Annotated in this window: 19 protein-coding genes; 11 read left to right on the top strand and 8 right to left on the bottom strand. The window is 34.3% G+C overall.

Translation table 11 applies throughout. The annotated features are described in order from the left end of the window. Position 1 precedes the first annotated feature (1 nt). The 4 genes from RTY06_RS05625 to RTY06_RS05610 all read right to left on the bottom strand — a co-directional run bounded on the left by RTY06_RS05625 (position 2) and on the right by RTY06_RS05610 (position 4,402). Positions 2 to 1,117 (bottom strand): HlyD family secretion protein, encoded by a 1,116-nt coding sequence (locus RTY06_RS05625; RefSeq protein ID WP_312823430.1) that lies wholly within the window; start codon positions 1,115 to 1,117, stop codon positions 2 to 4. Positions 1,118 to 1,138: 21 nt separating this feature from the next. After that, positions 1,139 to 2,440, bottom strand: coding sequence for a TolC family protein (locus RTY06_RS05620; RefSeq protein ID WP_312823428.1), 1,302 nt, complete (start codon positions 2,438 to 2,440; stop codon positions 1,139 to 1,141). Between the two features lie 31 nt (positions 2,441 to 2,471). Further along, a complete protein-coding gene (locus tag RTY06_RS05615; RefSeq protein ID WP_312823426.1) occupies positions 2,472 to 3,104 on the bottom strand; it encodes a TetR/AcrR family transcriptional regulator in 633 nt (210 codons plus the stop codon). 191 nt (positions 3,105 to 3,295) lie between these two features. Further along, entirely contained in the window at positions 3,296 to 4,402 is a 1,107-nt protein-coding gene (locus RTY06_RS05610; RefSeq protein WP_312823425.1) for a DNA polymerase III subunit delta', read from the bottom strand. Between the two features lie 300 nt (positions 4,403 to 4,702). Here RTY06_RS05610 and RTY06_RS05605 point away from each other — a divergent pair, with 300 nt between their 5' ends. Genes RTY06_RS05605 through RTY06_RS05595 form a run of 3 tightly spaced genes read left to right on the top strand, consistent with a single transcriptional unit; the run spans position 4,703 to position 7,652 of the window. Then, positions 4,703 to 5,980, top strand: coding sequence for a hypothetical protein (locus RTY06_RS05605; RefSeq protein WP_312823424.1), 1,278 nt, complete (start codon positions 4,703 to 4,705; stop codon positions 5,978 to 5,980). Between the two features lie 19 nt (positions 5,981 to 5,999). Further along, positions 6,000 to 6,593 carry an LPS export ABC transporter periplasmic protein LptC gene (lptC, locus tag RTY06_RS05600; RefSeq protein ID WP_409450827.1) on the top strand — a complete coding sequence of 198 codons (594 nt, stop codon included), beginning with the start codon at positions 6,000 to 6,002 and terminating at the stop codon, positions 6,591 to 6,593. Then, complete coding sequence (locus RTY06_RS05595) at positions 6,594 to 7,652, top strand: anhydro-N-acetylmuramic acid kinase (RefSeq protein ID WP_312823421.1); 1,059 nt, start codon at positions 6,594 to 6,596, stop codon at positions 7,650 to 7,652. Here RTY06_RS05595 and RTY06_RS05590 read toward each other — a convergent pair. Continuing rightward, positions 7,649 to 8,035, bottom strand: coding sequence for an SRPBCC domain-containing protein (locus RTY06_RS05590; RefSeq protein ID WP_116035729.1), 387 nt, complete (start codon positions 8,033 to 8,035; stop codon positions 7,649 to 7,651). The two genes, RTY06_RS05595 and RTY06_RS05590, sit on opposite strands and share 4 nt — an antisense overlap. A 37-nt stretch (positions 8,036 to 8,072) precedes the next feature. Between RTY06_RS05590 and RTY06_RS05585 the strand changes: the two genes are divergently transcribed. Beyond that, entirely contained in the window at positions 8,073 to 8,687 is a 615-nt protein-coding gene (locus RTY06_RS05585; protein WP_312823419.1) for an NUDIX domain-containing protein, read from the top strand. A 19-nt stretch (positions 8,688 to 8,706) separates the two neighbouring features. On the opposite strand, the gene murF is transcribed toward RTY06_RS05585, so the two are convergent. Both murF and gldJ read right to left on the bottom strand, forming a co-directional pair. Then, entirely contained in the window at positions 8,707 to 9,978 is a 1,272-nt protein-coding gene (gene murF / locus RTY06_RS05580) for a UDP-N-acetylmuramoyl-tripeptide--D-alanyl-D-alanine ligase (protein ID WP_312823418.1), read from the bottom strand. An 83-nt stretch (positions 9,979 to 10,061) separates the two neighbouring features. Continuing rightward, positions 10,062 to 11,669 (bottom strand): gliding motility lipoprotein GldJ, encoded by a 1,608-nt coding sequence (gldJ, locus tag RTY06_RS05575; RefSeq protein ID WP_312823416.1) that lies wholly within the window; start codon positions 11,667 to 11,669, stop codon positions 10,062 to 10,064. Positions 11,670 to 11,829: 160 nt separating this feature from the next. Between gldJ and porU the strand changes: the two genes are divergently transcribed. From porU to RTY06_RS05560, 3 genes are all read left to right on the top strand, one after another. Then, the gene (gene porU / locus RTY06_RS05570) at positions 11,830 to 15,792 is read left to right on the top strand and encodes a type IX secretion system sortase PorU (RefSeq protein WP_312823415.1); all 3,963 of its coding nucleotides are present in this window, start codon (positions 11,830 to 11,832) and stop codon (positions 15,790 to 15,792) included. Between the two features lie 45 nt (positions 15,793 to 15,837). Continuing rightward, positions 15,838 to 16,968, top strand: coding sequence for a type IX secretion system outer membrane channel protein PorV (gene porV, locus RTY06_RS05565; protein ID WP_312823413.1), 1,131 nt, complete (start codon positions 15,838 to 15,840; stop codon positions 16,966 to 16,968). A 72-nt stretch (positions 16,969 to 17,040) separates the two neighbouring features. Beyond that, positions 17,041 to 19,296 (top strand): FUSC family membrane protein, encoded by a 2,256-nt coding sequence (locus RTY06_RS05560; RefSeq protein WP_312823411.1) that lies wholly within the window; start codon positions 17,041 to 17,043, stop codon positions 19,294 to 19,296. On the opposite strand, the gene RTY06_RS05555 is transcribed toward RTY06_RS05560, so the two are convergent. Then, a complete protein-coding gene (locus RTY06_RS05555; protein ID WP_312823410.1) occupies positions 19,272 to 19,883 on the bottom strand; it encodes a 4'-phosphopantetheinyl transferase superfamily protein in 612 nt (203 codons plus the stop codon). The genes RTY06_RS05560 and RTY06_RS05555 overlap by 25 nt on opposite strands. Positions 19,884 to 20,028: 145 nt before the next feature. On the opposite strand from RTY06_RS05555, the gene RTY06_RS05550 reads away from it, so the two are divergent. The 4 genes from RTY06_RS05550 (at position 20,029) to RTY06_RS05535 (ending at position 26,353) form a co-directional block, all read left to right on the top strand. After that, complete coding sequence (locus RTY06_RS05550; protein WP_312823409.1) at positions 20,029 to 20,406, top strand: hypothetical protein; 378 nt, start codon at positions 20,029 to 20,031, stop codon at positions 20,404 to 20,406. A 224-nt stretch (positions 20,407 to 20,630) separates the two neighbouring features. Further along, the gene (locus RTY06_RS05545; RefSeq protein WP_312823407.1) at positions 20,631 to 21,713 is read left to right on the top strand and encodes an efflux RND transporter periplasmic adaptor subunit; all 1,083 of its coding nucleotides are present in this window, start codon (positions 20,631 to 20,633) and stop codon (positions 21,711 to 21,713) included. A gap of 22 nt (positions 21,714 to 21,735) precedes the next feature. Continuing rightward, positions 21,736 to 24,930 (top strand): efflux RND transporter permease subunit, encoded by a 3,195-nt coding sequence (locus tag RTY06_RS05540; protein WP_312823406.1) that lies wholly within the window; start codon positions 21,736 to 21,738, stop codon positions 24,928 to 24,930. Next, on the top strand, positions 24,908 to 26,353 hold the full coding sequence (locus tag RTY06_RS05535) for an efflux transporter outer membrane subunit (protein ID WP_312823404.1): 1,446 nt from the start codon (positions 24,908 to 24,910) through the stop codon (positions 26,351 to 26,353). Before RTY06_RS05540 ends, RTY06_RS05535 begins: the two co-directional genes overlap by 23 nt. Positions 26,354 to 26,457 lie beyond the last annotated feature (104 nt).

Raw genomic sequence — 26,457 nt, 5'->3', positions numbered from 1 at the left:
TTTATTTTAGAGAAACCACAGTTTGAACGTTCATTCCAACACGTAGTTTTTTCATAATATCTTCATTAAGATTGTCAAAAGTAATTTTCACAGGAAGTCTCTGAACCACTTTTACGAAGTTTCCACTTGCGTTATCCGGAGGAAGCAGTGCAAATGCAGAACCTGTTGCCGGAGAGAATGAACTGATTGTTCCTTCGAATTTTTGCCCTGGATAAGCATCGATTTCGATTTCTACTTTTTGTCCTTCCACCATTTTTTCAACCTGAGTTTCTTTATAGTTTGCCACAACCCATTTCTGATTACTCAAAACAATGCTAAACAATTGTGAACCTGCCTGAATAAACTGTCCAACCTGAACAGGAATTTTAGAAACATATCCACTTTCTTTAGCTGTGATTACGGTATAAGAAAGATTCAGTTTTGCATTTTCTACATCTACCTGTCTTTGTTTTAATTGAGAATTCGCAATTCCGATATTCTGATAAGTCGCATTAGACTGTGAAGTTACAACTCCTGTCTGAACACTTGCTTGATTTTTTTGGTCAATCAAAACCTGAAGTTGTTTCTGAGCTGTTTGATAAGCTGCAGAAGCCTGCTCATATTGCTGTTGTGTAATGGTGTGGTCTTTTACCAATTCAGAATATCTCTTCATATCCTGTTCTGTTCTCCATACATTCACTTTAGCAGCTTCGATTTGAGCATTAGCAGTCTGAACCGCTGCTCTAGAATTACCAATTCCTGATTTTGCAGCTTCTGAACCTGCGTGTGCAGAAGTTACATTACTCTGAGCTGTTCCAAGAGCCGCCTCTGCCTGAGCCAATGCCATTGTCTGGTCTCTGTTATCAAGTACGATTAATGTATCTCCTTTTTTAACGAATTGGTTATCTTTTACTTTAACCTCAGTAATGTAACCAGAGATTTTTGAAATCACAGGACTAATATCTGCTGCAATCTGTGCATCATCAGTTTCCTCGTGAACCTGACTGTACTGATATTCTCTAACTCCGAAAAATATTGCTGCCAAAACTGCAACGCTTATCACGATGTAGAAAACCGGGCTTTTTTTCTTTTTTACAGGAACTTCTCCCTGCTCGAATTTTATATTATCTTGTGCCATTTTATTTATAGTTTATTGTAATTAGTTATTGATAGTTCCTGTAGTTTGTAATAATTTTTTGTGAGCCAAAGCTGCATCTGCTTTCGAAGTGATGACATTCACGTTTGCAGTGATTTTCGCCGTATCAGCATCCAAAAGATTGGTGATGGTTTCTAGACCGTTATTATATTTATTAAGTGTAATTCTGTAATTTTCTTCGGCTTGCTCAAGCGTTTTTTGATAAACATCAATTTTCTTATGAGCGTACAAATCATTCTGATAATCACGTTTCACTTCCAGCGTTACATTATCATTTAATAATTCGTTGTTAGCCGATAATTCCTGTTCTCTAGCTTTTGACTGCATTAAGCTTGAGTTCTTTTTCCAAATGTTCGAAAGATTATACTGAATTCCAACACCAACATTTACAGCATTAGTTAAAGTGAAAAGTTTCGGAATGTCAGCTGCAACATAACCACCGGTGAAAGCTATTGAAGGAAGATTTTCCGCTTTAGCAGCTTTAGTTCCAAGCGCAGCTGCCTTTCTTTGATAATCCAAAGCCTGAATGTCTTTTCTGTTTTCTCTTGCAAGATTCAAGTAATAATCATCAGGTTTTCCAAGGTCATCTGCTGCAATATAATTAGAATCAACCTCGATTTCTGTATTATCAGGAAGACCAAGAAGCAAATCCATATTGATGTTGGCAATATTATAATTGTTTTCTGCTTCCATTAATTGCAATTCGATATTCGAAGTTTGAAGTTGAGCTTTCAATCTGTCATTTTTTGCAATCACGCCATTATTTTCCAATTTAATGAAAGACTGGTCTCTTTTCTGAGAAGAAACCAAATTTTCTTTCAACAATTTTACCACTTCCGATGCTTTGAAAAGATTGTTATAAGCCTGAGAAATATTGTACGCAACCGCGTTCTTGTCATTTTCTGTACTTAGTTTTGAAGCTTCTACAAGATATTCCGCAGACTTGATTCCGTATTTGATTCTTCCTCCAGAATAGATTGGCATTGATAAGTTGACTGTTCCGTACATCGCCTGATGAACATCTGGACCACCAGAACCAGAAACTCCGGCAATTTTCATATCAATATTTGGTTTGATAGGAAGATAAAGATAACTTCCAGAAACTTTCAGCTCCGGCAATTGTCTGTTTTTCGCTTCCAGAAGATTCGCTGTGGATTCTTCTATTTTAGCTTGATCTATTTTTAGATTTTTGCTGTTTTCTATTCCTAATTTCACAGCTTCTTCCAGACTCAATAATCGTTTTTCCTGAGCGGAAACCGAGTAGAAAGTCCCAACAATTAGAGCTGTTGTTAAAAATTTATTCACTGTTTTATTTATTGTTAAGGTTTGAGTAATGTTATTCTCCTTTGTAACCGACCATTGCTCTCACAACGGACTTCACGTGGGCTCTGACTTCCTGGAAATATTGATTTTCGTAATGCTTTTCGTCGAAATCTTGATTATGTTTTTTCAGATATTCCTTATACATTTTCATCCCGTGCATCGCATTGAAGATTGTTCCAGAAATTGTGCATTGTAGAAGATGATAAGAAGGCCTTATTGTGAAAAGCCCTTTTTCTAATCCTTGTTCTACAATCCGTTCGTTAATTTCGATATAATTGACTTTATAATCTTTCAAAAAATTCTGAATACTTTTATTTTGAGCAATCACTTGTTGTGTATGAACCAATAAAAAAAAGTCTCTCAGTCTTTGGACTCTGTTTACAAAATTATCAATGAAACCCTCTATTTTTTCGATTTCACTCAATTCATTATTTTCCAAAGTGTTTTTTGCAAAGTTGAGCCCTTCTTCCATTCTCCATTTGAAAAGTTCTTCCAAAAGGTTTTCTTTGGACCCGAAATAATAAGAAATCATAGAAACATTCACTTTCGCTTTCGTTGCAATGTCTCTTACAGAAGTCCCATTATAACCATTAGCCGCGAAGAGTTTCTCCGCAACCATCATAATATGTTCTTCTTTTGTTGGCATAATTAATTTTTGACGGGGCAAAGTTAAATCAAAAACATCATTCAATCAAACATTTGTTTGATTAATTTTTTATTAAGAATTTATCGAATTTATCTATAATTCTAAAACATTGATTAATAGAAGATTTTTAAAGTTTTATCAAGTAAATAAAACTCCTTTTCAATAAAAAATAAATTAAAATAATTAAAAAATCAAGAAGCAGATTTATGAATATAACGTGTCAATTTAATTCCCATATCTGTAAGTACAATCTTGGAATTAGCATTTCTCGAAATATGATAAGATGCGTCTGTAATTTCCTCAACAATTGACACAATATTAGCACCATGAATGTATTTTGAAAAAGCATTCCAGTTGAAATTACCTACAGAAAGAGATTTGTAAACTAAATCTGATGTACCATAATTTTGGAGCATTGCCAAACGAAATATTTCTATGCAATACGAAAGAAACTTCATTTGTTTTTCACGATTCCATTCGGAGATTTGGCGTGCCCATTTTACGATTTCGCGCAAAACTTCAGGTTTCTTTTTAGCCTGAAAAGCGTTTCGAACCCATTGAATGAATAAGGTTTCAAACTCCGAAGTTGTAACATTGCTCTCAGACAATGACTTGGCAAGATTCCAATCACCTTGAGCTTGATAAGCAATTTCTTTTGCAGAATTATGATTTTGAAGTTTTTCTAAAATATCTTCATCATTAATTCTTGGAATATTGACAATCTGACATCTTGAAAGAATCGTAGGTAAAATATCATTTGTACTAGGCGCACAAAGAATAATGAAGGTATTTTTTGGAGGTTCTTCTAGGAACTTTAGGATTTTATTGGCAGCAGCATCATTCATTTTATCAGCTCTCCAAACAATCAAAATTTTGCTTCCACCTTCAAAACTTTTCAGATTAAATCTTTGTCCAATGTCTTCTGCTTCATCTGCAGAAATGAAAAACTGTTTATTCTCAGATTCCAAAAAACTTGTCCAATCATCAAAAGACGAATAAGGATTTTCCAAAACCATCTCTCTGAAATTATCAAAAAAACGTTTACTCAGTGAAACATTCTTCTCAGAAAAAACAGGAAAACTGAAATGTAAGTCGAGATGATTGAGATTCTCAACCTTGTGAACAGAAGCCGGATTTTCTTTTTCGAAGATCTCCTGAGCCATCGCCAAAGCTAAAGGCAAAACACCAAAACCTTCTTCTCCTACAAAAAGCTGAGCGTGTCCAACTCTGGAATCGTGGATACTATCTCGTAAAAGATTCTTGACTGATTGTTGACCAATAATCTGTTCCCATTTCATACTTAATTATCATTTTTTTTAAAGGTCATATGCAATCGCCCAAATAAAATGAGTCAACTTTAACAAAATTGTAATTCGGCGATTTCATACGAGCAAAGATAAATATTAGTTTTTACTTGTCGGTTATTAGTTGGCAATTTTCGGATTACGTAATAGTACGACATTGTCAACAATCTAATAATATATATCATCAATCGACAAAGATGCCTTAACTGTCGCAATTACTTAACAAACTTTAACCCAAATATATTTTTGCAATTCATTATTAATTAAGATATTTGCGAATTGAAATTTTAAAGGATGAAGAGAATTTTTGTTTTATCATCATTGGTGGCAGGATATTTCCTAAACGCTCAAAGTATTGGTAACTCACCATACGGAGCTTATGGAATTGGAGATGTAAAATATGATAATACACTTGACATAAATGCAATAGGAGGTATCTCTACAGCTTATGTATGGGATTTTAACAATAGTTTTAACTTCAAAAACCCAGCTGCTAATACCAATTTGGAACTTACTTCTTTGAAAGTAGAAGGTACAAATGAAAGCAATTATTACAGATCAGATTTTAATAATCTAAAAAGTAATAAGCACTCGACTTATCTCTCCAATATAAGTATTGCGTTCCCTATTTCAAGAAAAGTAAAATTTGGGATGGGTTTTCAGCCTTACAGCTCCAAAAGTTATGATATCGTAACAAGCCAAACCTTGCCAGATAGCGAAGTCATAAAAGTGAGCAATTTCCACGGAGAAGGCTCTCTTAATACAATTCAAGCTGCAGTTTCTTACCAGATCAATCCAGAGTTTGCTTTAGGTCTTAGATCCAATTTTTTCTTTGGAAAGTTATATGACATAGAAGAAAATGCTTTCTCAGGAGCTGAGCTAGTTAGCGGTTTCTCTAATAGTTATAGAGTAAAGGCCTTCAACTTTACTTTGGGAACTACTTATCAGAAGAAAATGGCAAACGAACACAAATTAACTCTTGGTGCAACTTACACCATTGGTAATAGTGGAAATTTGAAAAACATGTATACCAATAGTACGTATTACTATCTTATTGGTGAAACAAAAGCATACGAAACTGTTATTGAACAACAAACTAATTTTGATAAAAAGTTTCTTCCACAAGAAGCATCTTTAGGTTTGGGTTATGGTAAAGACACCAAATGGTTCTTGGGAACTCAGGTAGATTATAAAAAGGGAGAAAGTATTAATTTCTTAGGACAACCTTTTAGTTATCAAGATTCTTACAGATATGCAATTGGAGGATGGTACTTGCCTAACTTCAACAACTTCCGTTCTTATTTTTCTAGAATCATCTACAGATATGGTGCTTATTATGAACAAGGAAGTATCCAAATTAACGGAACCAATATCAACAAATATGCTCTTACCGCAGGCGTTACATTGCCTTTCCAGAAGAGTACTATCAACCGTATGAGCAGTTTGGACATTGGTATAGAGGTTGGAAAAAGAGGAACACTTGACAATAATATGATTCGTCAAAATTTTGTAAACTTGAGAATTGGAGTTAACTTTGCAAGCAAGTGGTTTGAGAAGAGATATTATAATTAATGACCTTCTCAAATAATCTATGAAAGATTATTATTTTAAAATATTTAATATAAAAACATCACAACTCTTTTTGTTGCTGATGTTTTTTCTTATTCAGTCTTGCGAAGAAGATCTTACAAAGATCAACCAGAACAAAAAGACCAACTTTGCTTCTACAGTAATTCATGACGGAACGATCATCCAAAGAGACTCTGGCATTGTAAAAGTAAGGTTCAAAGCACCCTTGATAGAACAATATGAGCTTATAGACTCTCCATATATAGAAGCAAAAAAAGGAATCTATCTAGAATTTTTTGATAAAAAAAATCCAAAAGTTCCTGGCAAAATATGGGCAAAATATGCGAAAAACAACTTAAAAAAAGATTTTTATTTCGCTAAGGGGAGAGTGAAGATCGTTACAACAGAAGGGCAAACCTTCGTGACAGAAACTATAAACTGGGACAAAAAGAAGCAAAAAATGTACACCAAAGACACTGTTTTTGTTTCTGATAAAGACGGTAACATTCTAGTTGGTGCACACGGAATGGTTGCAAAAGACGACTTTTCTGAATATACTTTTTTCAACAATTCTGGCAGTTTCAGTTCTGCTAATTTGCCTGCAACAAGCAAGTAAATGGAAAAGCAAACTTTTTTCGCAATAGGTTTGATGTCCGGAACAAGTCTAGATGGTTTGGATATTTGCTATTCAAAATTTATCAAAAATGATTCTATTGGGACTTTCGAAATTCTAAAATGCAAAACACTTCCCTACTCTACGGATTGGGAAAACCGTCTTAAAAATGCCATCAATCTTTCCAGCGAAAAATTATTAGAACTTAATTCAGAATACGGATTTTATCTTGGTGAGAAAACTAAAGAATTTATTTCAAACAATAAAATTACTGAACTTAATCTGATTTCATCTCACGGTCACACCATTTTTCATCAGCCAAAAAACAAGTTCACGTTACAGATTGGCGATGGACGAGCGATTAAAATTAAGACCAATAAAACCACTATTTATGACTTCCGAAGTCAAGATGTTTTGCTTGGCGGAAATGGAGCACCATTAGTTCCGATTGGTGATGAAATATTATTCTCGGAGTATGATGCGTGTCTTAATCTTGGTGGGTTTTCTAATATCTCTTTGAAGCGAAACGAAAAAAGAATAGCTTTTGACATTTGTCCAGTTAATATTATTCTGAATAATTTGGCTAATAAACTTGGAAAGAAATACGACAAAAATGGAGACTTTGCAAGAAATGGAACTATTGACTTCCATCTTTTAGATCAATTAAATCAATTAAATTTCTATCAAGAAAAAGCGCCGAAATCTTTGGGAATCGAATGGATCAATGAAAATGTTTATCCATTAATTCAGGATCAAAAACCCGAAGATCTTTTAGCAACTTTCACAGAACATGCTGCGATTCAGATTGCAAAAGTCTTTAATGATTACGAAATTAGAAATGTATTAATAACTGGTGGTGGAACTTACAACAGCTTTCTAATTGAAAAAATAAAAGCAAAGACCAAAACCGAAATCAATATTCCTGAAAAAGAAATTATCGAATACAAAGAAGCTTTGATTTTTGCTTTTATGGGCGTTTTGAGATTACTTAACCTCAATAATGTTTTATCATCTGCAACCGGAAGTTCGGTAGATCACTCATCCGGATTGATTGCTAATTAAAGTTGCTCGATTTTATCTGTCAAAGAATTGATGAAATTCTGAAGCGGTTTTTCTACCATCATTTTGATAAATGGATTGAATTTTCCTTCGAACAATAACTGAACTTCGGTTTGATTCTCATTCAAAGCGTTCATGGATCCAGTCAAAGCGAAGTCTAGACTTGAACTTGCAGATTTCAGAACTACTTCTTTATCAGATACATTATCAATCTTCAAAGCAATTTCTGGCATACCTTTCAATCCAAATTTGAAACCGTCTTCTCTAGCTTCAAAACTTTGAAGACCTTCTGGCATCAAGTCTTTGTAATCTTGAGGATTTTTCAGCATTCCAGCTAATTCTGATGAAGATTTATTTACTATAATTTTTCGTCCTTCTAAATTCATTTTTATATTTTTGTAGTTATACTAAAAAGCCTTACAAATGTATAAAGTTTTTATCAATGAAAAAAAAATAGTTTTGAGTTCTGAGCCTCAAAACAGCCCAAAAACATTGAACTATGATGGAACGCATAGCTTTGAATTTGCAATTGATCTACTTACAAATACGCCATCGCAAGGCTTGAATATTTATCATAATGACATTGACCAACTTTGGGCAGAGTTCAAAGCATTTTTCAGAAATATAGAAGCTGCTGGAGGTATTGTCCTGAATCCCGAGAACAAGATTCTGTTCATCCATCGTTTGGGAAAATGGGACCTTCCTAAAGGTAAAATAGAAAAAGGTGAATCTAGAGAACTTGCCGCAGTGAGAGAAGTGGAAGAAGAATGCGGAATTTTTGATCTGGAGCTGAAAGATTTCATCAATTCTACATATCATATTTACACTGAAAGAAGCGGCGAAAAAATCCTTAAAACAACTTATTGGTTTGAGATGTTTTACAAAGGAAATGAAACGCCAAAACCGCAAATAGAAGAAGGCATAAGTGAAGTGGGATGGAAAACCAAAGAAGAAGTGGAAAGCGAAATTCTACCTTCAACATTCCAAAATATCAAGTTGATTCTAAATGATTTTCAAAATAAAAATCCTCAATCATAATTGAGGATTTTTTTATTAATTATAGGAATTCAATAATTTTTTCAAGGGCAATTCCCCGCGATGCTTTGAGAAGAATATTATCTGTATTAATAGAATTTGATTTCAATTTTTCTATTAATTCTGTTGTATTTTCAAAAGCATTTTCAGATTGATAAACAGATTTGAAATGCGGTCCAACTGTGATAATCTCATCAAAGTTACAAGAGTTGGCAAAATCAATAATAGTTTGATGTTCTTTCAAACTCTCCTCACCAAGCTCCAACATATCGCCAATGATAATGGTTTTACTTCCTTCAAAAGTTTTGAAGTTTTCAAGAGAAACCTGCATACTACTCGGGTTGGCATTGTAAGTATCCAAAACCAAAGTTTTACCTTCTTTTTGCTGAATCTGAGAACGCATGTTAGAAGGCACATAATTCTCTATTGCAGTTTTAATTTGTTTAATATCAAGTCCAAAATGCAATCCTAAAGCCACAGCAGCTGAGATATTATCGTAGTTGTATTGGCCTGTTAGGTTAGACAAAATTTCGGTCTCATTAAATTTTAATCCAACAAAATGATCATTAAAAATAGGTTGAAATTGATAATCGGACTCGGGAGTTCCAAAAGTTATTTTTGAAGTGTAACTTTCAGTTTTTTCTTTTTGAATGGAGTCATTTTCATTAACCAAAATCGTTTGATTATTATTAATTAAATAATTGTACAATTCTGATTTACCTTTGATAACGCCTTCATAGCCACCAAAGCCTTCGAGATGAGCTTTTCCAAAATTGGTAATGTAACCTATATTTGGTTTTGCAATTTCGCTCAACATTTCGATTTCTTTCTGATGATTTGCTCCCATTTCTATAACAGCAATCTGATGTTCTTCTCTTATAGAAAGTAATGTAAGAGGAACACCAATATGATTATTAAGATTACCAAATGTATATTGAACTTTAAATTTTTCCGCAAGTACACTGCTGATTAATTCTTTGGTAGTTGTTTTACCATTACTACCTGTCAACCCAATAAATGGAATCTTTAATTGGCTCCTATGAAATATTGCTAAGTTTTGTAAAAACTCCAAAGTTGAAGAAACAAAGAAAATATTCTTTTCTTGGTCAGCATATTTTTCATCTTCAACAACCACTGCCAAAGCTCCTTTTTCAATAGCTTCCGTAGCTTTTTCTGCGGCATTGTAATTATCGCCTGAAAAAGCGAAGAAAACACTTCCTTTTTCTATTTTCCTGCTATCAATTACAACATTTTTACTTTGTAAGTATACGGGATAAAACTCGCTAATATTCATAAATCAAAAATAAACAAATGAGATGATTTTAAATAAAAAAACAGCAGAAAATTCTGCTGTTTTGATATTATAATGATAATTAATTATCTTTTTGTACGCCCAGTTTTGCTGTTCTTTGCATCTTGTGCTACACGGAACCCAACCCAACCATAACCTTTTGTTTGGTTTTTGAATCTTCTGTGTCCCGGATCCAACCAATAAGCTGAGTCTAACCAAGAACCTCCCTTCACTACTCTACTGTAATCATTGATTTGAGAAGTCACTTTGTTCTTATCTTTTTGTAGAACTACATTTCCATTTTTGTTGACAATGAAAGTTGGTTTTACAGAGTTATACATATTAAACTCGGCACTATCACTTGGAGCAGTTCCACCAGCATCTAATGAAGATTGATAGTCACCATCTCTATAGTTCCTGTTATCCTCTATAGTTTTCCTTTCAAACTCTCCAGGCAATCCTTTGTAAACCAAACGACCATCCGCAAGTGTATCATATTTGATTTCTGTATCGCTTACTTTTTTATAAGATCCATCTTCATTCTTAACAGCTTGCACTACAACATTACCTCTGAAGTAGTTAAAATCACTGAACTCTTCATCAATAATTGGTCTGTAGATATCCGCTACCCATTCTGCCACGTTTCCATACATCCCATAGATACCAAGATCGTTAGACGGATATTGCTTTACATCCGCAGTTGTAGGTGATCCATCATTTTTCCAGCCAGCAACACCAGAGTAATCTCCTCTTCCCATCTTGAAGTTTTCAAGATACATTCCTCGGTTTCTTCCTTTGGTACCTTTTATTTTATCTAATTGAGTGTTCTTACCTAAATAGTTGTTGTACTCTCTTTGTTTCTGAAGACCAAGTGCCGCAAATTCCCATTCAACCTCTGTTGGAAGTCTGAATTTTTCTACAATACCAGAAGATGCATTTCTATTAGCTGCAACAATTTTTTCATTAGCAGTCTTGATACCACTTCTCTTCTTAAGTTTGTCTTTATCAATATAAGAATCCATCTCCGCATCGTTGGATTTGAACTTATCCATATTGAAAGTAGCACCTGCCGTAGCCGCTTTGTCAGCAGAATAAACATCTTTGGCTATTACACCTTGTTTCATCAAGGCTTTTTCATTAGCTCTATCTGTTAACCAGTCACAGTATTTTGTAGCTTGCAACCAAGAAACTCCAACTACTGGATAATAGTCATATTCTGGAGAGCGGAAATATGTCTCTGCATAGTCATTTCTTGATAGTTTGTTATTCCAAACCAAAGTATCTGGCAAAGATCCTGAATAGATGTGTTTGAAACTTGGATCTGAAGAAGGGAAAACAAACTTAAGCCAAGTTGTATACTCTCTATATTCAGAATTTGTAATTTCTGTATCTCCGATGAAGAAAGAGCTTACCTGCATTCTTCTTGGTGTATTGTTCCAGTCACGCATTACATTATCCTCTACCAATCCCATGGTAAAAGTCCCACCTTCTACATAGACCATTCCTGGCCAAGCTTTTGGTTTTTGCTGCTTTGCAGAGAAGAACCACCCGTCTTTTTCGTTTGGCTTCCATCCAGTTTTGCTCACAAAACCTTTTGTACCGCCTCCTTTCTTCGAGTTCCCTCCGCCTCCACAACTTACTAGAAGTAGTGTAGCGCTAAAAGTAATGATCGAAAACAACCTAGTTTTTTTCATAATGTGGTATAGAAATTTTCAAAGTACAAAGAAAAAGTAAATTCTTTGATTAATCAAATATTGTTTGTCTTTTTTTGATTAAACGCATTTAAATTAATTTTATTATATACCATTTTTTTAAAAAAATCGTTTATTTTGTATTCTAATTAAAATATCATTGATGAAATTCAAATTTTATATTCTATTTTTTTTGGTAATTTCTGTCCTTGGGAAAGCTCAAAAGATTAGTCTTGCTTGGGAAGGCTACAAAGAGATGGACAACGGAATAGAAAAACAAGTTTATCCTTTTTTCACTAATTATAGTTTTCAAGTAGATTCTAAAACTATTTTTGTTAATCTTAATATCAAGACTAAAAACCAAGTAAAATTAGAACAATTTGAATGGCAAGAGTTGGCCAATAAAGATATTAAAGATCTCCAAGCCAATCCACTTTCAGAATTCCCTAAAAATCACATCAATTACTTTTTCGACGAATTTGCAAACGAGGAAAGTGCTAATATCAATGTAGCAGCAATAAAATATGAGAATAATAAATTCTACAAACTGATTTCATTTAATATAGTAAAAACTAATCAAAGTCCTTCTGAGCTGAACAAAAACAGTAACAAATATGGCAACTCTGATAATCCTTTAAAATCTGGGAATTTTTATAAAATAAAAGTTGATAAGTCTGGTGTTTTTAAAATAACAAAACAATTTTTACAACAGAATGGCATCAATGTCTCTAATATTAATCCAAAAAATTTCAGGATCTATGGCAATGGAGGATTAATGCTCCCGGAAGACAACAGAGATAGTCGTTTTGATGCTTTACAAGAAGATGCTATACAAGTGATTGGTGAAGAAGATGGCGTATGGAACGATGCCGATTATGCTTTGTTCTACGCACAGGGACCTAATGGTTACAATCTTTTTGATAAATCTAATGGAAATGGAAATAAACGAACAGATTATAGAAGGCTTGACGATCCAAATAACGTTGTAAACATTTATGAAGATTATGCTTATTATTTCATCAATTTTGATATCGGTCCTGGCAAAAGAGTTGAAACGATTGACATCAGCTTACCTCAAGATTTAGCAACACGGTATGATGATTACCAAGTCATCAATGAAGAGAAATTCAACCTACTGAAAGTAGGAAGATTATGGACAGGAGATGCAATTGCTAATACTAAAGAAGTTGTTTTCACCACCAAAAGTCCTATAAGAGCTAACGACCCGATAAAATTCAGAAGCAGTGTGATTGGTTTCAATGCTCAAAATGCTCAAATTACAACCAGTTTTAATAATGGCACCCCCACAACTAGTACTGTAAATAATAATACCTACTTACAAATTGCAAAGGGAGCAACAGTATCCAATCAAAGTGGTAATACTTTAAAATTTAATTTCACAACCAACATGAGCGCCAACCCCAATGGAGCTTTTTATTTTGATTATGCAGAAGTCCAATATAAAGAGGACTTGAACTTCAACAATTCCCAAATGAATTTCAGAGATTTTGGCATCAAAGAAGGTACCGGGGAAACATATGGTTTTTCTATCTCCAACGCATCTGGAATAGATCAAGTTTGGGATGTGTCCGACGTTACCAATGCTAAACGAATGACTAATAAAAATACCCAAAATACATTATTCAATTTTGGATATATTGCTAATAGTCCTTTTTTCAATAATGAGTTTACTGCTTTTAACAATTCGGCTGCTTTTGAACCTAGTTTTGTAGGTAAAATTGAAAACCAAGATCTCGCATCTCTTACTAATGTAGATTATCTAATCATTACTCAACCCTCGTTTTTCTCGCAAGCACAGAGACTAGCAAATTATCATCAATCAATCAATGGTTATAATGTTCAGATTGTAGATGTTAATAAAATATATAACGAATTCAGTAGTGGGAGCAAAGATGTAACAGCAATTAGAGACTTCGTGACTAAGTTGAACACAGCTCCTAATACTCTCAAGTATGTTTTTATCTTAGGAGATACTTCTTACGATTATAAAAACAGAATCTCTGACAATACAGATATCATTCCTAGCTATCAAAGTGAAATGAGTTCAAATTATGCAGATTCTTATGTTACGGATGATTATTTTGTGATGACAAAGTCTCAGTCTGTCAACAATCTAAGTCAAGTTCCGGACATACCTATTGGAAGATTACCAGCAGCCAATGTTCAAGAAGCAAAAACATTGATTGACAAAACCTTGGCTTATTATAATGCTTTACCAGGACAATCTAACCCATTTGGAGAATGGAGAATGAAACTCGACTTTGTTGCTGATGACGATCATGACGGAGATGGTCCTATGCAACCCAATGGCACTAATACTCCTGGACCATTTCATTACTTAGTAGATTATGCAATCAATCAAAGTTTTACAGATACAGAAAAACCAGAGTATAATATTAGAAAATTATATCTAGATGCTTTCCCTGCTATCACAAGTGCAGGTGGACAAAGGTTTCCACAAGTCAACCAAGCCATTACAAATGATGTAGGTAATAGTTTGTTTTTGTTTTATTTTGGCCATGGAGGGATCAATGGATGGGCTCAGGAAAGAGTTTTAACATCAGCAGAGGTTCAAGGCTTCAACAATTTCACGTCTGTTTATAGTCGCTTTCCTTTTGTATCTACAATCACTTGCGAATTCACATTATGGGATGATCCTAGCACCAACTCTGTAGGAGAACAATTTATAAAACTAAGTACAGGAGGAACTACAACTATGATTACTTCTAGTCGCGCTATTTATGTAAATTATGGCAGACAATTCACGCCAATTTTTACAAAAAATCTATTCTCATTATCTTCAGATGAGTTTACTTCACTAGGGAATGCACATCTTAATGCCCGAAGAGAATATTACTCTCGTTATAATTCTTCTTTTGATCCTTTGAAAGTTAACTTTTTGGGAGATCCTGCTATGAAAATGAGCAGACCGCAAAGATTGCTTAAAATAGACAATATAGAACAACCAGATCCAGATAAAATAAGAGCATTAGATTTCATCAAAATAACTGGACATGTTGTAAAAGCTGATGGCACAACATTAGACGAAACTTTTAATGGCCGTGTTGCTGTAAATATTTTTGATAAAAAAATCAAAAAAACAACATTGAACAATGACAATATTCCAATAAGTACAGCTCCAATGGTTTTTGAATTCACAGAAGAACCTAGTGCTATTGTGAAAGCTTCGGGCAAAGTTGAAAAAGGTGTTTATACAGTAGAATTTTATGTTCCAAAAGACATCAATTATGAAATTGGAAATGGTAGAATCTTAGCTTACGCAGAAAATTTTACAGATGCAAAATCAACAGGAAAGATAGCACATGATGTTTTCACAAACCAAGTACAAAAAGTTGGATCTATAAACCCTGATGGAATCAATGATAATGAAGCTCCAGGCATCAATCTTTACATGAACAATACCAACTTTGCCAATGGTGGTATTACAGATCAAAACCCAATGCTACTAGCTTGTGTAAAAGATAATATGGGTATCAATTCTACTGGTGCAGGAATTGGTCATGATATCACTTTCGTATTAGACGGTGATATTATTAATACAACATCTGTTAATGATTATTTCTCATCAGGAGATGGTAATGGCTGCAATTTCACAGATCTGAAAGACTATCAAAAAGGGTCTGTAACATTTCCTCTTAAAAGTTTGACACCAGGAGAACATCAACTCTTTTTTAAAGTTTGGGACATTAACAATAATTCTTCTTCTTCCACGTTAAACTTTGTAGTAAAAGATGAAGCAGATCAAAAATTAATTGTAAACAGACTTCTAAACTGGCCCAATCCTTTTACAAACAAAACCTATGTTCAATTTGAACATAATTGTGATGATATACTGGATGTGAATGTTCAGATATACACTATTACTGGAAAAATAGTGAGAACACTCTCAACAAGTGTCACAGCAGAGCCATTTTTACAAGGTTTCAGAACCCCAAGACAGGCAATAGAATGGGACGGAAAAGATGATTTTGGAGATACGGTAGCAAAAGGTACATATATTTTTAAGATATTTGCAAGAAGCCAAAATCAAGAGAAATGTTCCGGAAGCGCAACTGCTGTTGAAAAAATGGTTTTATTAAAATAATAAGCACATACTATATCGGTAAAATTTTACCTTAAAAGAACAAAAATGAATTTAACAAAAAGATTATTTTTAGGATTAGGAATTGGCGCAAGTGCCTTTGCTTTTTCTCAAAACATTCAACCGGTACTTACCGGGGCACCATTTCTAAGAATTTCTCCAGACGCAAGAGCTGGTGGTATGGGAGACCAAGGTGTTGTGACATCTACAGATGTATTCTCTCAATTTTGGAATGCTGCGAAATATCCATTCGCCAAGGTTTCTTCAGGATTTGGGGTCAATTACACACCTTATATGAGTAAACTTACAAATGACGTATTTTTACTTTATGGGTCTTATTACACTTTTTTAGGTGATGATGAGCGTTCTACTTTAAGTGCCAGTATCTATTACTTCAATATGGGAGAAGTAGATCTTACAAGTCTTGTTGGGAACGATGTTGTTCAAGGAGGTACTACAAAACCAAATGAATTCTCAATTGATATTGCTTATGGTTTGAAATTAACAGACAACTACTCTATGGCTGTAACAGGTAGGTTCATCCGATCTGATCTTGGAGGCAATTTCGGTGGAGATGGAACACTTAAGCCTGCTAATACTTTTGCAGTAGATGTTTCTGGATACTACATGTCTCCTAGACACGAAAGTATAAGTGGCTACGAAGGAAGAGTAAAAGCAGGATGGGCTGTGCAAAATCTAGGACCTAAGTTAGATTATACAGGTGAAGAAGAATCTAGATCTTATCTTCCTACAATGGCAAGGTTAGGTTTAGGTTATGATTTATTGATTGATGATATGAACCGTTTCAGTCTAAGTGGTGAGGCTTCTAAAATATTAGTTCCTGGAATAGATGAAAATACAGGCTTAGTTCCTAATGTTGGTGTAATGGAAGGCGTCGGAAAGTCATTTAGCAACAAAAAAAGTATTATGTTCAGTGGAGCTGCAGAGTACTCTTATGATGAGACTTTTGCGCTAAGAGCTGGATATTTTACAGAAGCTCCAGAACAAGGTGCTAGACAATATGCAACTGTGGGTGTAGGTTTCAAATACGCTTCTTTTGGACTAGATCTTTCTTACCTTATCAATACTTCAAAACTAAATTCAGCTTTGGATAATACCCTAAGATTTGGTTTAACTTGGAACATCGGTAGCGAGACATACAATGCTCAAGATTATTAATATTGCAAAATATTAAACATAAAATAGATGCCTCTACTTTTTAGAGGCATTTTTATTTTCTAAATTTGTAATATGAACTACAGTTCCGAACTCAAAAAATTCTTAACCAGCCAATACATCTACTCCGGAGCAAGGATTGCTTTGGCAATTGTGATTCCTAGTATCATATTGGCGCAGTTCGGCCTACTGAAAGAATATTTCTTATTCCCTCTCGGGACAAGTTTTGTGGGATTAACAGATCAGCAAGGCCCCTTCATTAGAAGACGAAACACATTGTTGCTCTCTGTTTTTTCTTTTTTCCTGATTGCACTTTTCGCAAGCTTGGTCAAAGAGTTTCCTATTGCCGTTTATTTAGAAATTCTCGTATTCGGTTTTTTCTTTTCCATGATTGGAGTTTATGGATTACGATTGGCAACCTTTGGATCATTAGCTTTGGTTGTTCTCAGCATCTTTATTGATGGGCATCTTACGGGCGATGATATCTTCAAAAGCTCTTTTATATTTTTTCTCGGATGTCTTTGGTTTTTCATAGTATTTATGATTGTTTCTACTTTACAACCTTACAAATTAGCTAGTCAGGTTGTTGGTGAAAATTATCTCGAATTAGCAGATTACCTCAGAATCAAAGCTCAATATTATACAAAAAAACCAGACTTTGATTCATTACTAAATCAATTGATTTCTCAGCAAGTTAAGATTAAAAACCTTCAAGAAGACACCAGAGAAATAGTTTTCAAAACCAGAAAAATTGTCAACGAATCTACGACACAAAGTAGAATCCTAATGTTGATGTTTCTTAATTCTGTTGATCTTTATGATAAATTGTTGACATCAGAAAACGATTATAAAAAAATGAATGAAGTTTTTGGAGAAACAAGGCTTCTTCAAAGCATTCATAATTATCTGATGCTGATGGCAAACGAAATTACCAATCTAGGGATTTCTCTGCAAAGTGGTTTATCATACAAACAGATCACAAATTTTGACGAAGAACTCAAAAAGATTTATGACGACTTTTTTGAGCATCGTTCAAAAAAATTCTCATCAGAAACCCTAGAAGACTTTATGATGTTGCGCCAAGTTTTGATGAGAATCACAGAAATCACAGACGAAGTCAATACTATTTTAAAAGTTAACTCTCAAGATGTAAAACTGGCAAAAAGCTTATCAACAGGATTAGATTATTCTAAGTTTTTACCAAAAGAAGAACAACTTAATCATAAAGTTTTCTTGTCCAATTTTTCTCTCAAATCTGGACATTTTCGTCACGCAATCAGAGTTACTGTCGCATTGTTGATTGGGTATATTGTTTCAAGATTTGAGATTCTTGGAATTGGGCATTCTTACTGGATTCTCATCACCATTATTGCGATTCTAAAACCAGCTTATTCTACAACCAAACATCGGAATCTCCTTCGTTTCTTTGGCACTTTGGCAGGAGCAATCATTGCTTATATTATTTTATACTTTGTAGATGAGCCATCTGTTCTTTTGGCCATACTTCTTGTAAGTATGATTATCTGTTTCAGTCTGTTAAAATCAAATTATTTCTGGGCAGTGTTGTTTATGACGATTTATATTTTTCTGTCATTCAATTTTCTTAGACCAGGAAATGTCAACCTCATTTTCAAAGACCGCCTACTAGATACGTTGATTGGAGGTGTTATAACATTTTTAGTCGCTTATTTCATATTACCAGTTTGGGAACATACTCAGAATTTGGCTTTAATGAAAAAATCCTCCAAAAGTAATTTGGATTATTTCCGTCTTGTGATGGATCATTTTCTAAAAAAAGATATTAATGATGAAGATTTTCGTCTTAAAAGAAAAAATGCAATCATTGATTTGGCGAATCTTTCCGACAACTTTCAGAGAATGATCTCTGACCCAAAAAACCAGCAGAGGAAATTGGAAACGGTTCATCAATTTGTGACAACAACCCATCTGATTACAGCTTACATTGCATCTTTGTCACAATATGCAAAAACAGGGCACGACTTTCCAGAAATTGATTTGGAGAATTGGAAAATCAAGATTTCTGCAGAATTATTAAGAACCTCATCTCTACTGTTTCAAAAAGAACTGGACGAGAAAACCAGAGCAGAAAGCCACATAAAACCAGAAGATCAGGTTGTTGATTTGTTAGAAAAAAGAAAAACCGAATTAGAGAGTCAAGTGATTTCCGATGAACGAAAATTTGGAGTAAGCCATTTAACAGAAATTAAAAACATCAAAGAATTATTAGAACTAATCAATGATGTTGCAAAAGATCAAAGAAAAATTATTGAGGAATATTTGATTTATCAATCAACAATTGCCAAACAATAATTGTCAAAGAAAGAAATCTTAGCTTTGAAAAAATCTTCATTTTCTAGATCATAAACTCTACTTTTTACAGTAACCTCTTCCTGCAATTCAAAAGGTAAAATATCGTAATGTTTTTTCAGAGACCAATGTTTGCTGTGATGGATTTTGTAAAGTGCTTCTTTCACGCACCAGATGGCTGTTAAAAAATCGACTTCCTCCCTGTTATCAATATAAATATCCTCGTGAAGAATGAACTTGTGTCTAATATTTTTGATTTTTTCTTTTCTTTTTTCGAGATCAATTCCAACCTTTTTTTTAGAAACTGCCAAAGCTGCCAAAGGATAAGAATGACTAATAGAAATGTGATGATTTTGAGGGAAAAGATATGGTTCACCGTTTTCTCTGTAAAGAATTTTGTGCTCTGGAAGAACTGTTTTTAGCATTTTTCTTACCATCAGAACCTCAGCAATTTTGTTAGGATGATAACCAAGAATCTTGTGCTGATTTTCTGACTCCAAAAGTATATCTGGATTAAGTTCTTCATTTTCATCATACTTCCAAACCAAAACGGTTGCGATATCATCAGAAAAATCTTTATAAAGAGGCATCAATTATTTTTTTGAATGGTTAAAATTACTAAAAAAAACACGATTCCTAAAATTACTCTACTGATTATCAGAACTTAAAAATGCCTTAAAAATGAAACATTAAGATTATTTTAACAATTATCCGATGTAAATTTGCAATATCAAAATGAAAAAAGCAATTTTATATAGTCTAATGTTTATCTTTCTGCTATTCACGGCAGAGAACAAACAGACGCTTGATTTCCATCCAGATTTTGGAACTCATAATATATCTTTGCGCCTGCTTTCTTTTGCAAAAAAACAGCACCTGAATCACACTTTAGAAAAAGCATCTCTGCAACAGATTAACGATTCTTTGGATTCTCCCGAGGAAAGCAATCTTAATTTTTCTAATACGCTTAACTTTGTTGCCGTTATAGTTACTTTCGGCTTTGGTTATCTAATAAGCTTATATTTCAGACACAGAAAACAAGATTTCCACGAGCCGGAACTTATTCTTTCTTCGGTCAAAAGATTTATTCTACTGCGTACAATCCGCATTTAAACTTCGATATTTCAAAAACCAAATTACCCTTATCCCAAAGTGGTAACAATCTCTGTTGTTTTTGAAAAACTCCCTATTCAACTTTGCGTATAATCATTGGTTGTGATTTTAATTCTAAAAATCTAATATCCAATGGATTATTCGCTCAACATTCAATTAAAAAAAATAAAATTTATTTAAAATGGATCCGCAAGGTTCATTAATTCCTTAAAAAAAATAAAATTATGAAAAGAGTCACTATCACTCTTATTTTCAGCACACTATTAATGATATTAAGTTGCAAAGATAAGAAAGAAGAAAAAGAGGAAACGGCTATTTATCCAGTAACCTCTCCTCTAAAAATGGATACAATAATTGATAAAGAATTTGTGTCTCAAATTGCTTCAGAAAAAAACATAGAAATCCGCGCTATGGAAAAAGGGTTTCTAGAAAAAACATATGTTGATGAAGGCCAGTACGTAAAAGCAGGGCAAGTATTATTCAAAATAATGCCTCAGATATATCAGGCTGATGTTCTAAAATCAAAAGCTCAGGTAGCACAGGCAGAAATAGATTTGCAAAATGCAGTTACTTTAGCAAGCGGCAACGTTGTTTCCATCAATGAAAAAAAAATGGCAAAAGCTAAATTAGATGCTGCAAAAGCAGACTTAAATCTTGCTCAAACCCACTTATCTTTTACCACTATAAAAGCGCCTTTCTCGGGAATCATCAACAAACTTCCGCTTAAAGTAGGAAGCCTGGTTGATGAAGGCGATCTATTAACGAGTCTTTCTGACAATAGCGAAATCCATGCTTATTTCAATGTATCAGAACCCGAGTATATTAATTATCAAACACATTCTGCAGAAAGAGGCAACAATCTAGTTTCGCTGATACTAGCCAACGGAGAAACTTTTCCTGAAAAAGGCATCATACAAACAATGGACGGTGAGTTTGATAACGAGACAGGAAATATTGCTTTCCGAGCCAAATTTGCAAATCCAAATCAATTACTTAGAAATGGACAAACGGGAAAAATCCGAATGACTTTACCATTAAAAAATGCTTTAATTATCCCACAAAAAGCAACTTACGAAATTCAAGACCAGACATATGTTTTTGTTGTAGATAAAAATGGGGTAGTCAAATCAAAAAACATAAAAATCGCATACGCTCTTCCAGATGTATATGTAGTTTCCGAAGGATTAAGTTCTAATGACAAATTCTTACTAGAAGGTGTTCAAAAGGTGAAAGACGATCAAAAAGTTGAAACCAAATTTCAAGATCCAAAAAAAGTTGTGAACTCATTAAAATTACAAGCCAACTAATTCCATTTAAAAACGAAAAATTATGTTTAAGAAATTCATTCGCAGACCTGTTCTGTCGATTGTGATCTCTATGATCATCGTCTTTTTAGGAATTTTATCTTTGGTAAAACTTCCTGTAACGCAATTTCCATCTATTTCTCCTCCAAAAGTAAATATTACAGCGGAATATCCCGGAGCTAATAACGAATTACTGATTAAATCTGTTGTAATTCCTTTGGAACGCGGATTAAACGGTGTTCCAGGAATGAAATACATGACTTCTGATGCAGGTAATGATGGAGAAGCTTCTATCCAAGTCGTTTTTGATTTGGGTACTGACCCGAATGTAGCAGCTGTTAACGTTCAAAATCGTGTGTCATCTGTGGTTAATAAATTACCTCCTTTAGTAGTTCGAGAAGGGGTAAAAATCACTCGTGAAGAACCGAATATGCTGATGTACATCAATCTTTACAGTGATGATCCAAAAGCAGATCAAAAATTCCTCTTCAACTATGCGGATATCAATGTAATGTCAGAATTACGAAGAGTGAGCGGTGTTGGTTTTGCGGATATCCTCGGAACTCGAGAATATGCTATGCGTATTTGGCTGAAACCCGATAGAATGACGGCTTACAATATCTCTTCCGATGAAGTAATGGATGCCTTAAATAGCCAAAGTATAGAAGCATCTCCCGGAAAAACCGGTGAAAGCTCTGGAAAACGATCACAATCTTTTGAATATATTTTAAAATATCCTGGTAGTTTTGATAATGAAAAAGATTATGGTAATATCATTCTCAAATCAAAACCTGGAGGTGAGTTCATAAGGTTGAAAGATGTCGCCGATGTAGAATTCGGTTCATCAATGTATGATATCTACTCTACTTTGAACGGAAAACCTTCTGCTGCAATTACACTGAAGCAATCTTATGGGTCTAATGCAAGTGATGTCATCAAGAATGTGAAAACCCTAATGGAAACACTTCAAAAAACAACATTTCCAAAAGGAATGCATTACGAAATCAGCTACGATGTTTCAAGATTCTTGGATGCATCTATTGAGAAAGTAGTTCATACACTGTTTGAAGCGTTTATATTAGTAGCAATTGTAGTTTTCCTATTTTTGGGAGACTGGCGTTCTACATTGATTCCAACAATTGCAGTTCCCGTTTCTTTAATAGGAACATTTGCGATAATGTCTGCTTTTGGAATTACGCTGAACTTGATTTCACTCTTTGCTTTAGTAATGGCCATCGGGATTGTCGTAGATGATGCAATTGTTGTGATAGAAGCCGTACAAGCGAAGATGGAAGAAAAACATCTATCGCCACTCAAGGCAACGGAAGAAGCAATGCACGAAATAAGTGGTGCGATTGTCGCAATCACTTTGGTAATGGCTTCGGTTTTCATTCCGGTAGCATTTATGTCGGGACCGGTTGGGGTTTTCTATCGTCAGTTTTCCATTACGATGGTTTCCTCAATCATTTTATCGGGAGTTGTGGCTTTGACTTTAACACCAGCTTTATGTGCATTAATACTGAAAAACAATCACGGAAAAGAGAAAAAGAAAACACCAATTACACGGTTTTTGGATGGTTTCAATAACTTGTTTACAATTGGAGCCGGAAAATATCACAACTTATTAACTAAAGTTGTAACGAGAAAAATGGTAACACTTCCATTATTGGTTCTTTTCTGTATTGGAACGTTTTTCTTGAGTAATAAATTACCTTCAGGATTTATCCCGAGTGAAGACCAAGGGATGATTTATGCAATTATTCAAACGCCTCCGGGTTCGACTTTGGAAAGAACGAATCAGATTGCTTTACAACTTCAAAAAGCTTCTGAAGATATTAATGGCGTTTCGTCTGTTTCATCTTTGGCAGGTTATGAGATTTTGACCGAAGGAACTGGTTCTAACTCTGGAACTTGTTTGATTAACCTTAAAAATTGGGATGAAAGAAAAGAATCGGCGACAGAAATCATCGAACAATTGGAACAAAAAGCCAAAGAAATTCCTGGAGCCAATATAGAATTCTTCCAACCGCCGTCAATTCCTGGTTATGGAGCTGCAGGAGGTTTTGAATTAAGACTTCTCGACAAAGCCGGAAGTGGTGATTATCATAAAATGGAACAAGTTAGCAATGATTTTGTAAAAGAATTGAAAAAACGTCCAGAACTAGGTTCTGCATTTACATTCTATTCTGCGAGTTTCCCTCAGTATATGTTGAAAGTAGACAACGATTTAGCAGAGCAAAAAGGCGTAACAATAGAAAAAGCAATGAACAATCTTTCTACATTGATTGGATCTGACTACGAAACTAGTTTCATAAAATTTGACAGACCTTATAAAGTAATTGTTCAGGCGGGACCACAATATCGTGCGTTGCCAAGTGATTTATTGAAATTGTATGTTAAAAATGATAAAGACCAAATGGTTCCTTATTCAGATTTTATGCATCTTGAAAAAGTGTATGGATTGTCGGAAATCACCAGACATAATATGTACAACTCTTCCGAAGTGAGTGGAACGCCAGCTCCTGGATATAGTTCCGGAGATGCAATCAAAGCCATTCAGGAAGTTGCTGATAAAACATTGCCAAGAGGTTTCGGAATCGATTGGGCGGGAATTTCTAAAGACGAAGTTTCCAGAGGTAATGAAGCGATTTATATTTTCTTGGTTTGTCTCGGATTTGTTTATATGATTCTTTCTGCTCAATACGAAAGTTTCATTTTACCATTGCCTATTATTTTGTCTTTACCAACGGGGATTTTTGGAGCGTTTTTATGTCTTTCACTTTTCGGATTAGAGAACAATATATATGCACAAGTGGCAATGGTAATGCTCATCGGATTACTCGGAAAGAACGCCGTTTTGATTGTCGAATTTGCGGTTCAGAAAAAAGCGGAAGAAGGATTATCTACAAAAGAAGCTGCGCTACAAGGAGCATCTTTGAGATTCCGTCCTATTTTGATGACTTCATTCGCATTTATCGCCGGATTGATTCCTTTAGCATTGGCAACAGGACCTGGAGCTGTAGGTAACAGAACTATCGGAACCGCAGCTGCAGGCGGAATGTTGATTGGAACAATCTTCGGATTGATGATTATCCCTGGATTGTATTACATTTTTGGCAGTTTTGCTTCCAAGTCCAAAATGACTTATTATGAAGAAGAAAATCCTTTAACAGAACAAACAGAACCCTACAAACACGATGGAAAATTTGAAGATCATTAAAAATATAATTGCTACAACAATCTTAGCATTACTATTGATTGGTTGTAAAGCACCCATGGCAACCAAAATTGAGGACAAAACAAAAGAAACAATTCCTCAGAATTTTGAAAATCAAAATGTTTCAGAAAACAATTCTGGCATCACACCTTGGAAAGAGTTTTTCACAGATCCTAATCTTGTCAGTCTTATTGATGAAGCTTTGAAGAATAATCAAGATTTATTAATTACTCTTCAACAGATAGAAATTGCTAAAAGTGATGTGATGTACAAAAATGGAAAACTAAGTCCAACTGTTGCAGGCACAATGGGAGCTAGCGTTATGAAAGCTGGAAGATACACTGCAGATGGCGCAGGGAACGCTACAACAGACATCAAACCTGGTAAGTCAACCCCAACTCCTTTGCCCAATTTCGAAGGCGGATTAACATTAGACTGGGAAATAGACATCTGGAAAAAACTGAAAACTGAAAAACAAGCAGCTGTAGCTCATTATTTGTCTACAGTTGAAGGAAAGAATTTTGTTTTATCTAGTTTGATTGCAGAAGTTGCTGATAATTATTACGAATTACTATCTCTTGATAACCAACTGGACATCATCCACCAATATATTGGTTTACAACAAAAAGCATTAGAAATAGCAAAAATCCAAAAACAGGCAATGGCAGCAACGGAATTAGCTGTTAAAAAATTCGAAGCAGAATTGGCAAAATCTAATGCAACTGAATATGATCTGAAACAGCAAATCATTGAAAAAGAAAATCAAATCAATGCATTGCTAGGACGTTATCCTCAACCGATTATAAGAACTAAAGAAACTTTTATGACAATCGTTCCGCAAACGGTATATACAGGAATCCCATCTCAGTTATTAGCAAATCGACCAGATATCAAGCAAGCTGAATTAGAATTGCAGTCTGCAAAGTTAAATGTAGAAGCTGCCAGAAAAGAGTTCTACCCTAGTCTAGATATCAATGCTACATTAGGTTTAGCAGCTTTTAATCCCACATATTTAGTTAATATTCCAAAATCAATTGCATATAATCTAGCAGGTGAACTGGCTGGTCCTTTGATTAATAAAAGTGCAATCCAAGCGCAGTTCAAGACTACAGATGCACTACAAATCCAAGCTTTGTACGAGTATGATAAAACTATTCTTACAGCTTACCTGGATGTTTGTAATCAAATATCTGCAATTAAAAATCTGGATCAATACTATCAATTGAAAGCTCAAGAATCAAAATCTTTGGATGAAGGAATTGATATTGCCAATCAATTATTCAGAAATATGAGAGCGGATTATCTGGAAGTTCTAATGAATCAGCGTGATGCATTGGACGCCAAAATGGAACTAATTGATGCTAAAAAAAGACAACTGAGTACAGTTGTGAACATCTATAAAAGCCTAGGTGGCGGTTGGAAATAAACATTCATTATTCTCTCTATACGCGATGCTCTCGGATTTTTTTCGGGAGCATTTTTTTCAACAATAAAAAACATCCGTATATCTTATCAAAAATATACGGACAG

It is taken from the genome of Epilithonimonas sp. (assembly GCF_032055105.1).
Classification (GTDB): domain Bacteria; phylum Bacteroidota; class Bacteroidia; order Flavobacteriales; family Weeksellaceae; genus Epilithonimonas.
This window is presented reverse-complemented; position numbering and strand designations above follow the sequence as displayed.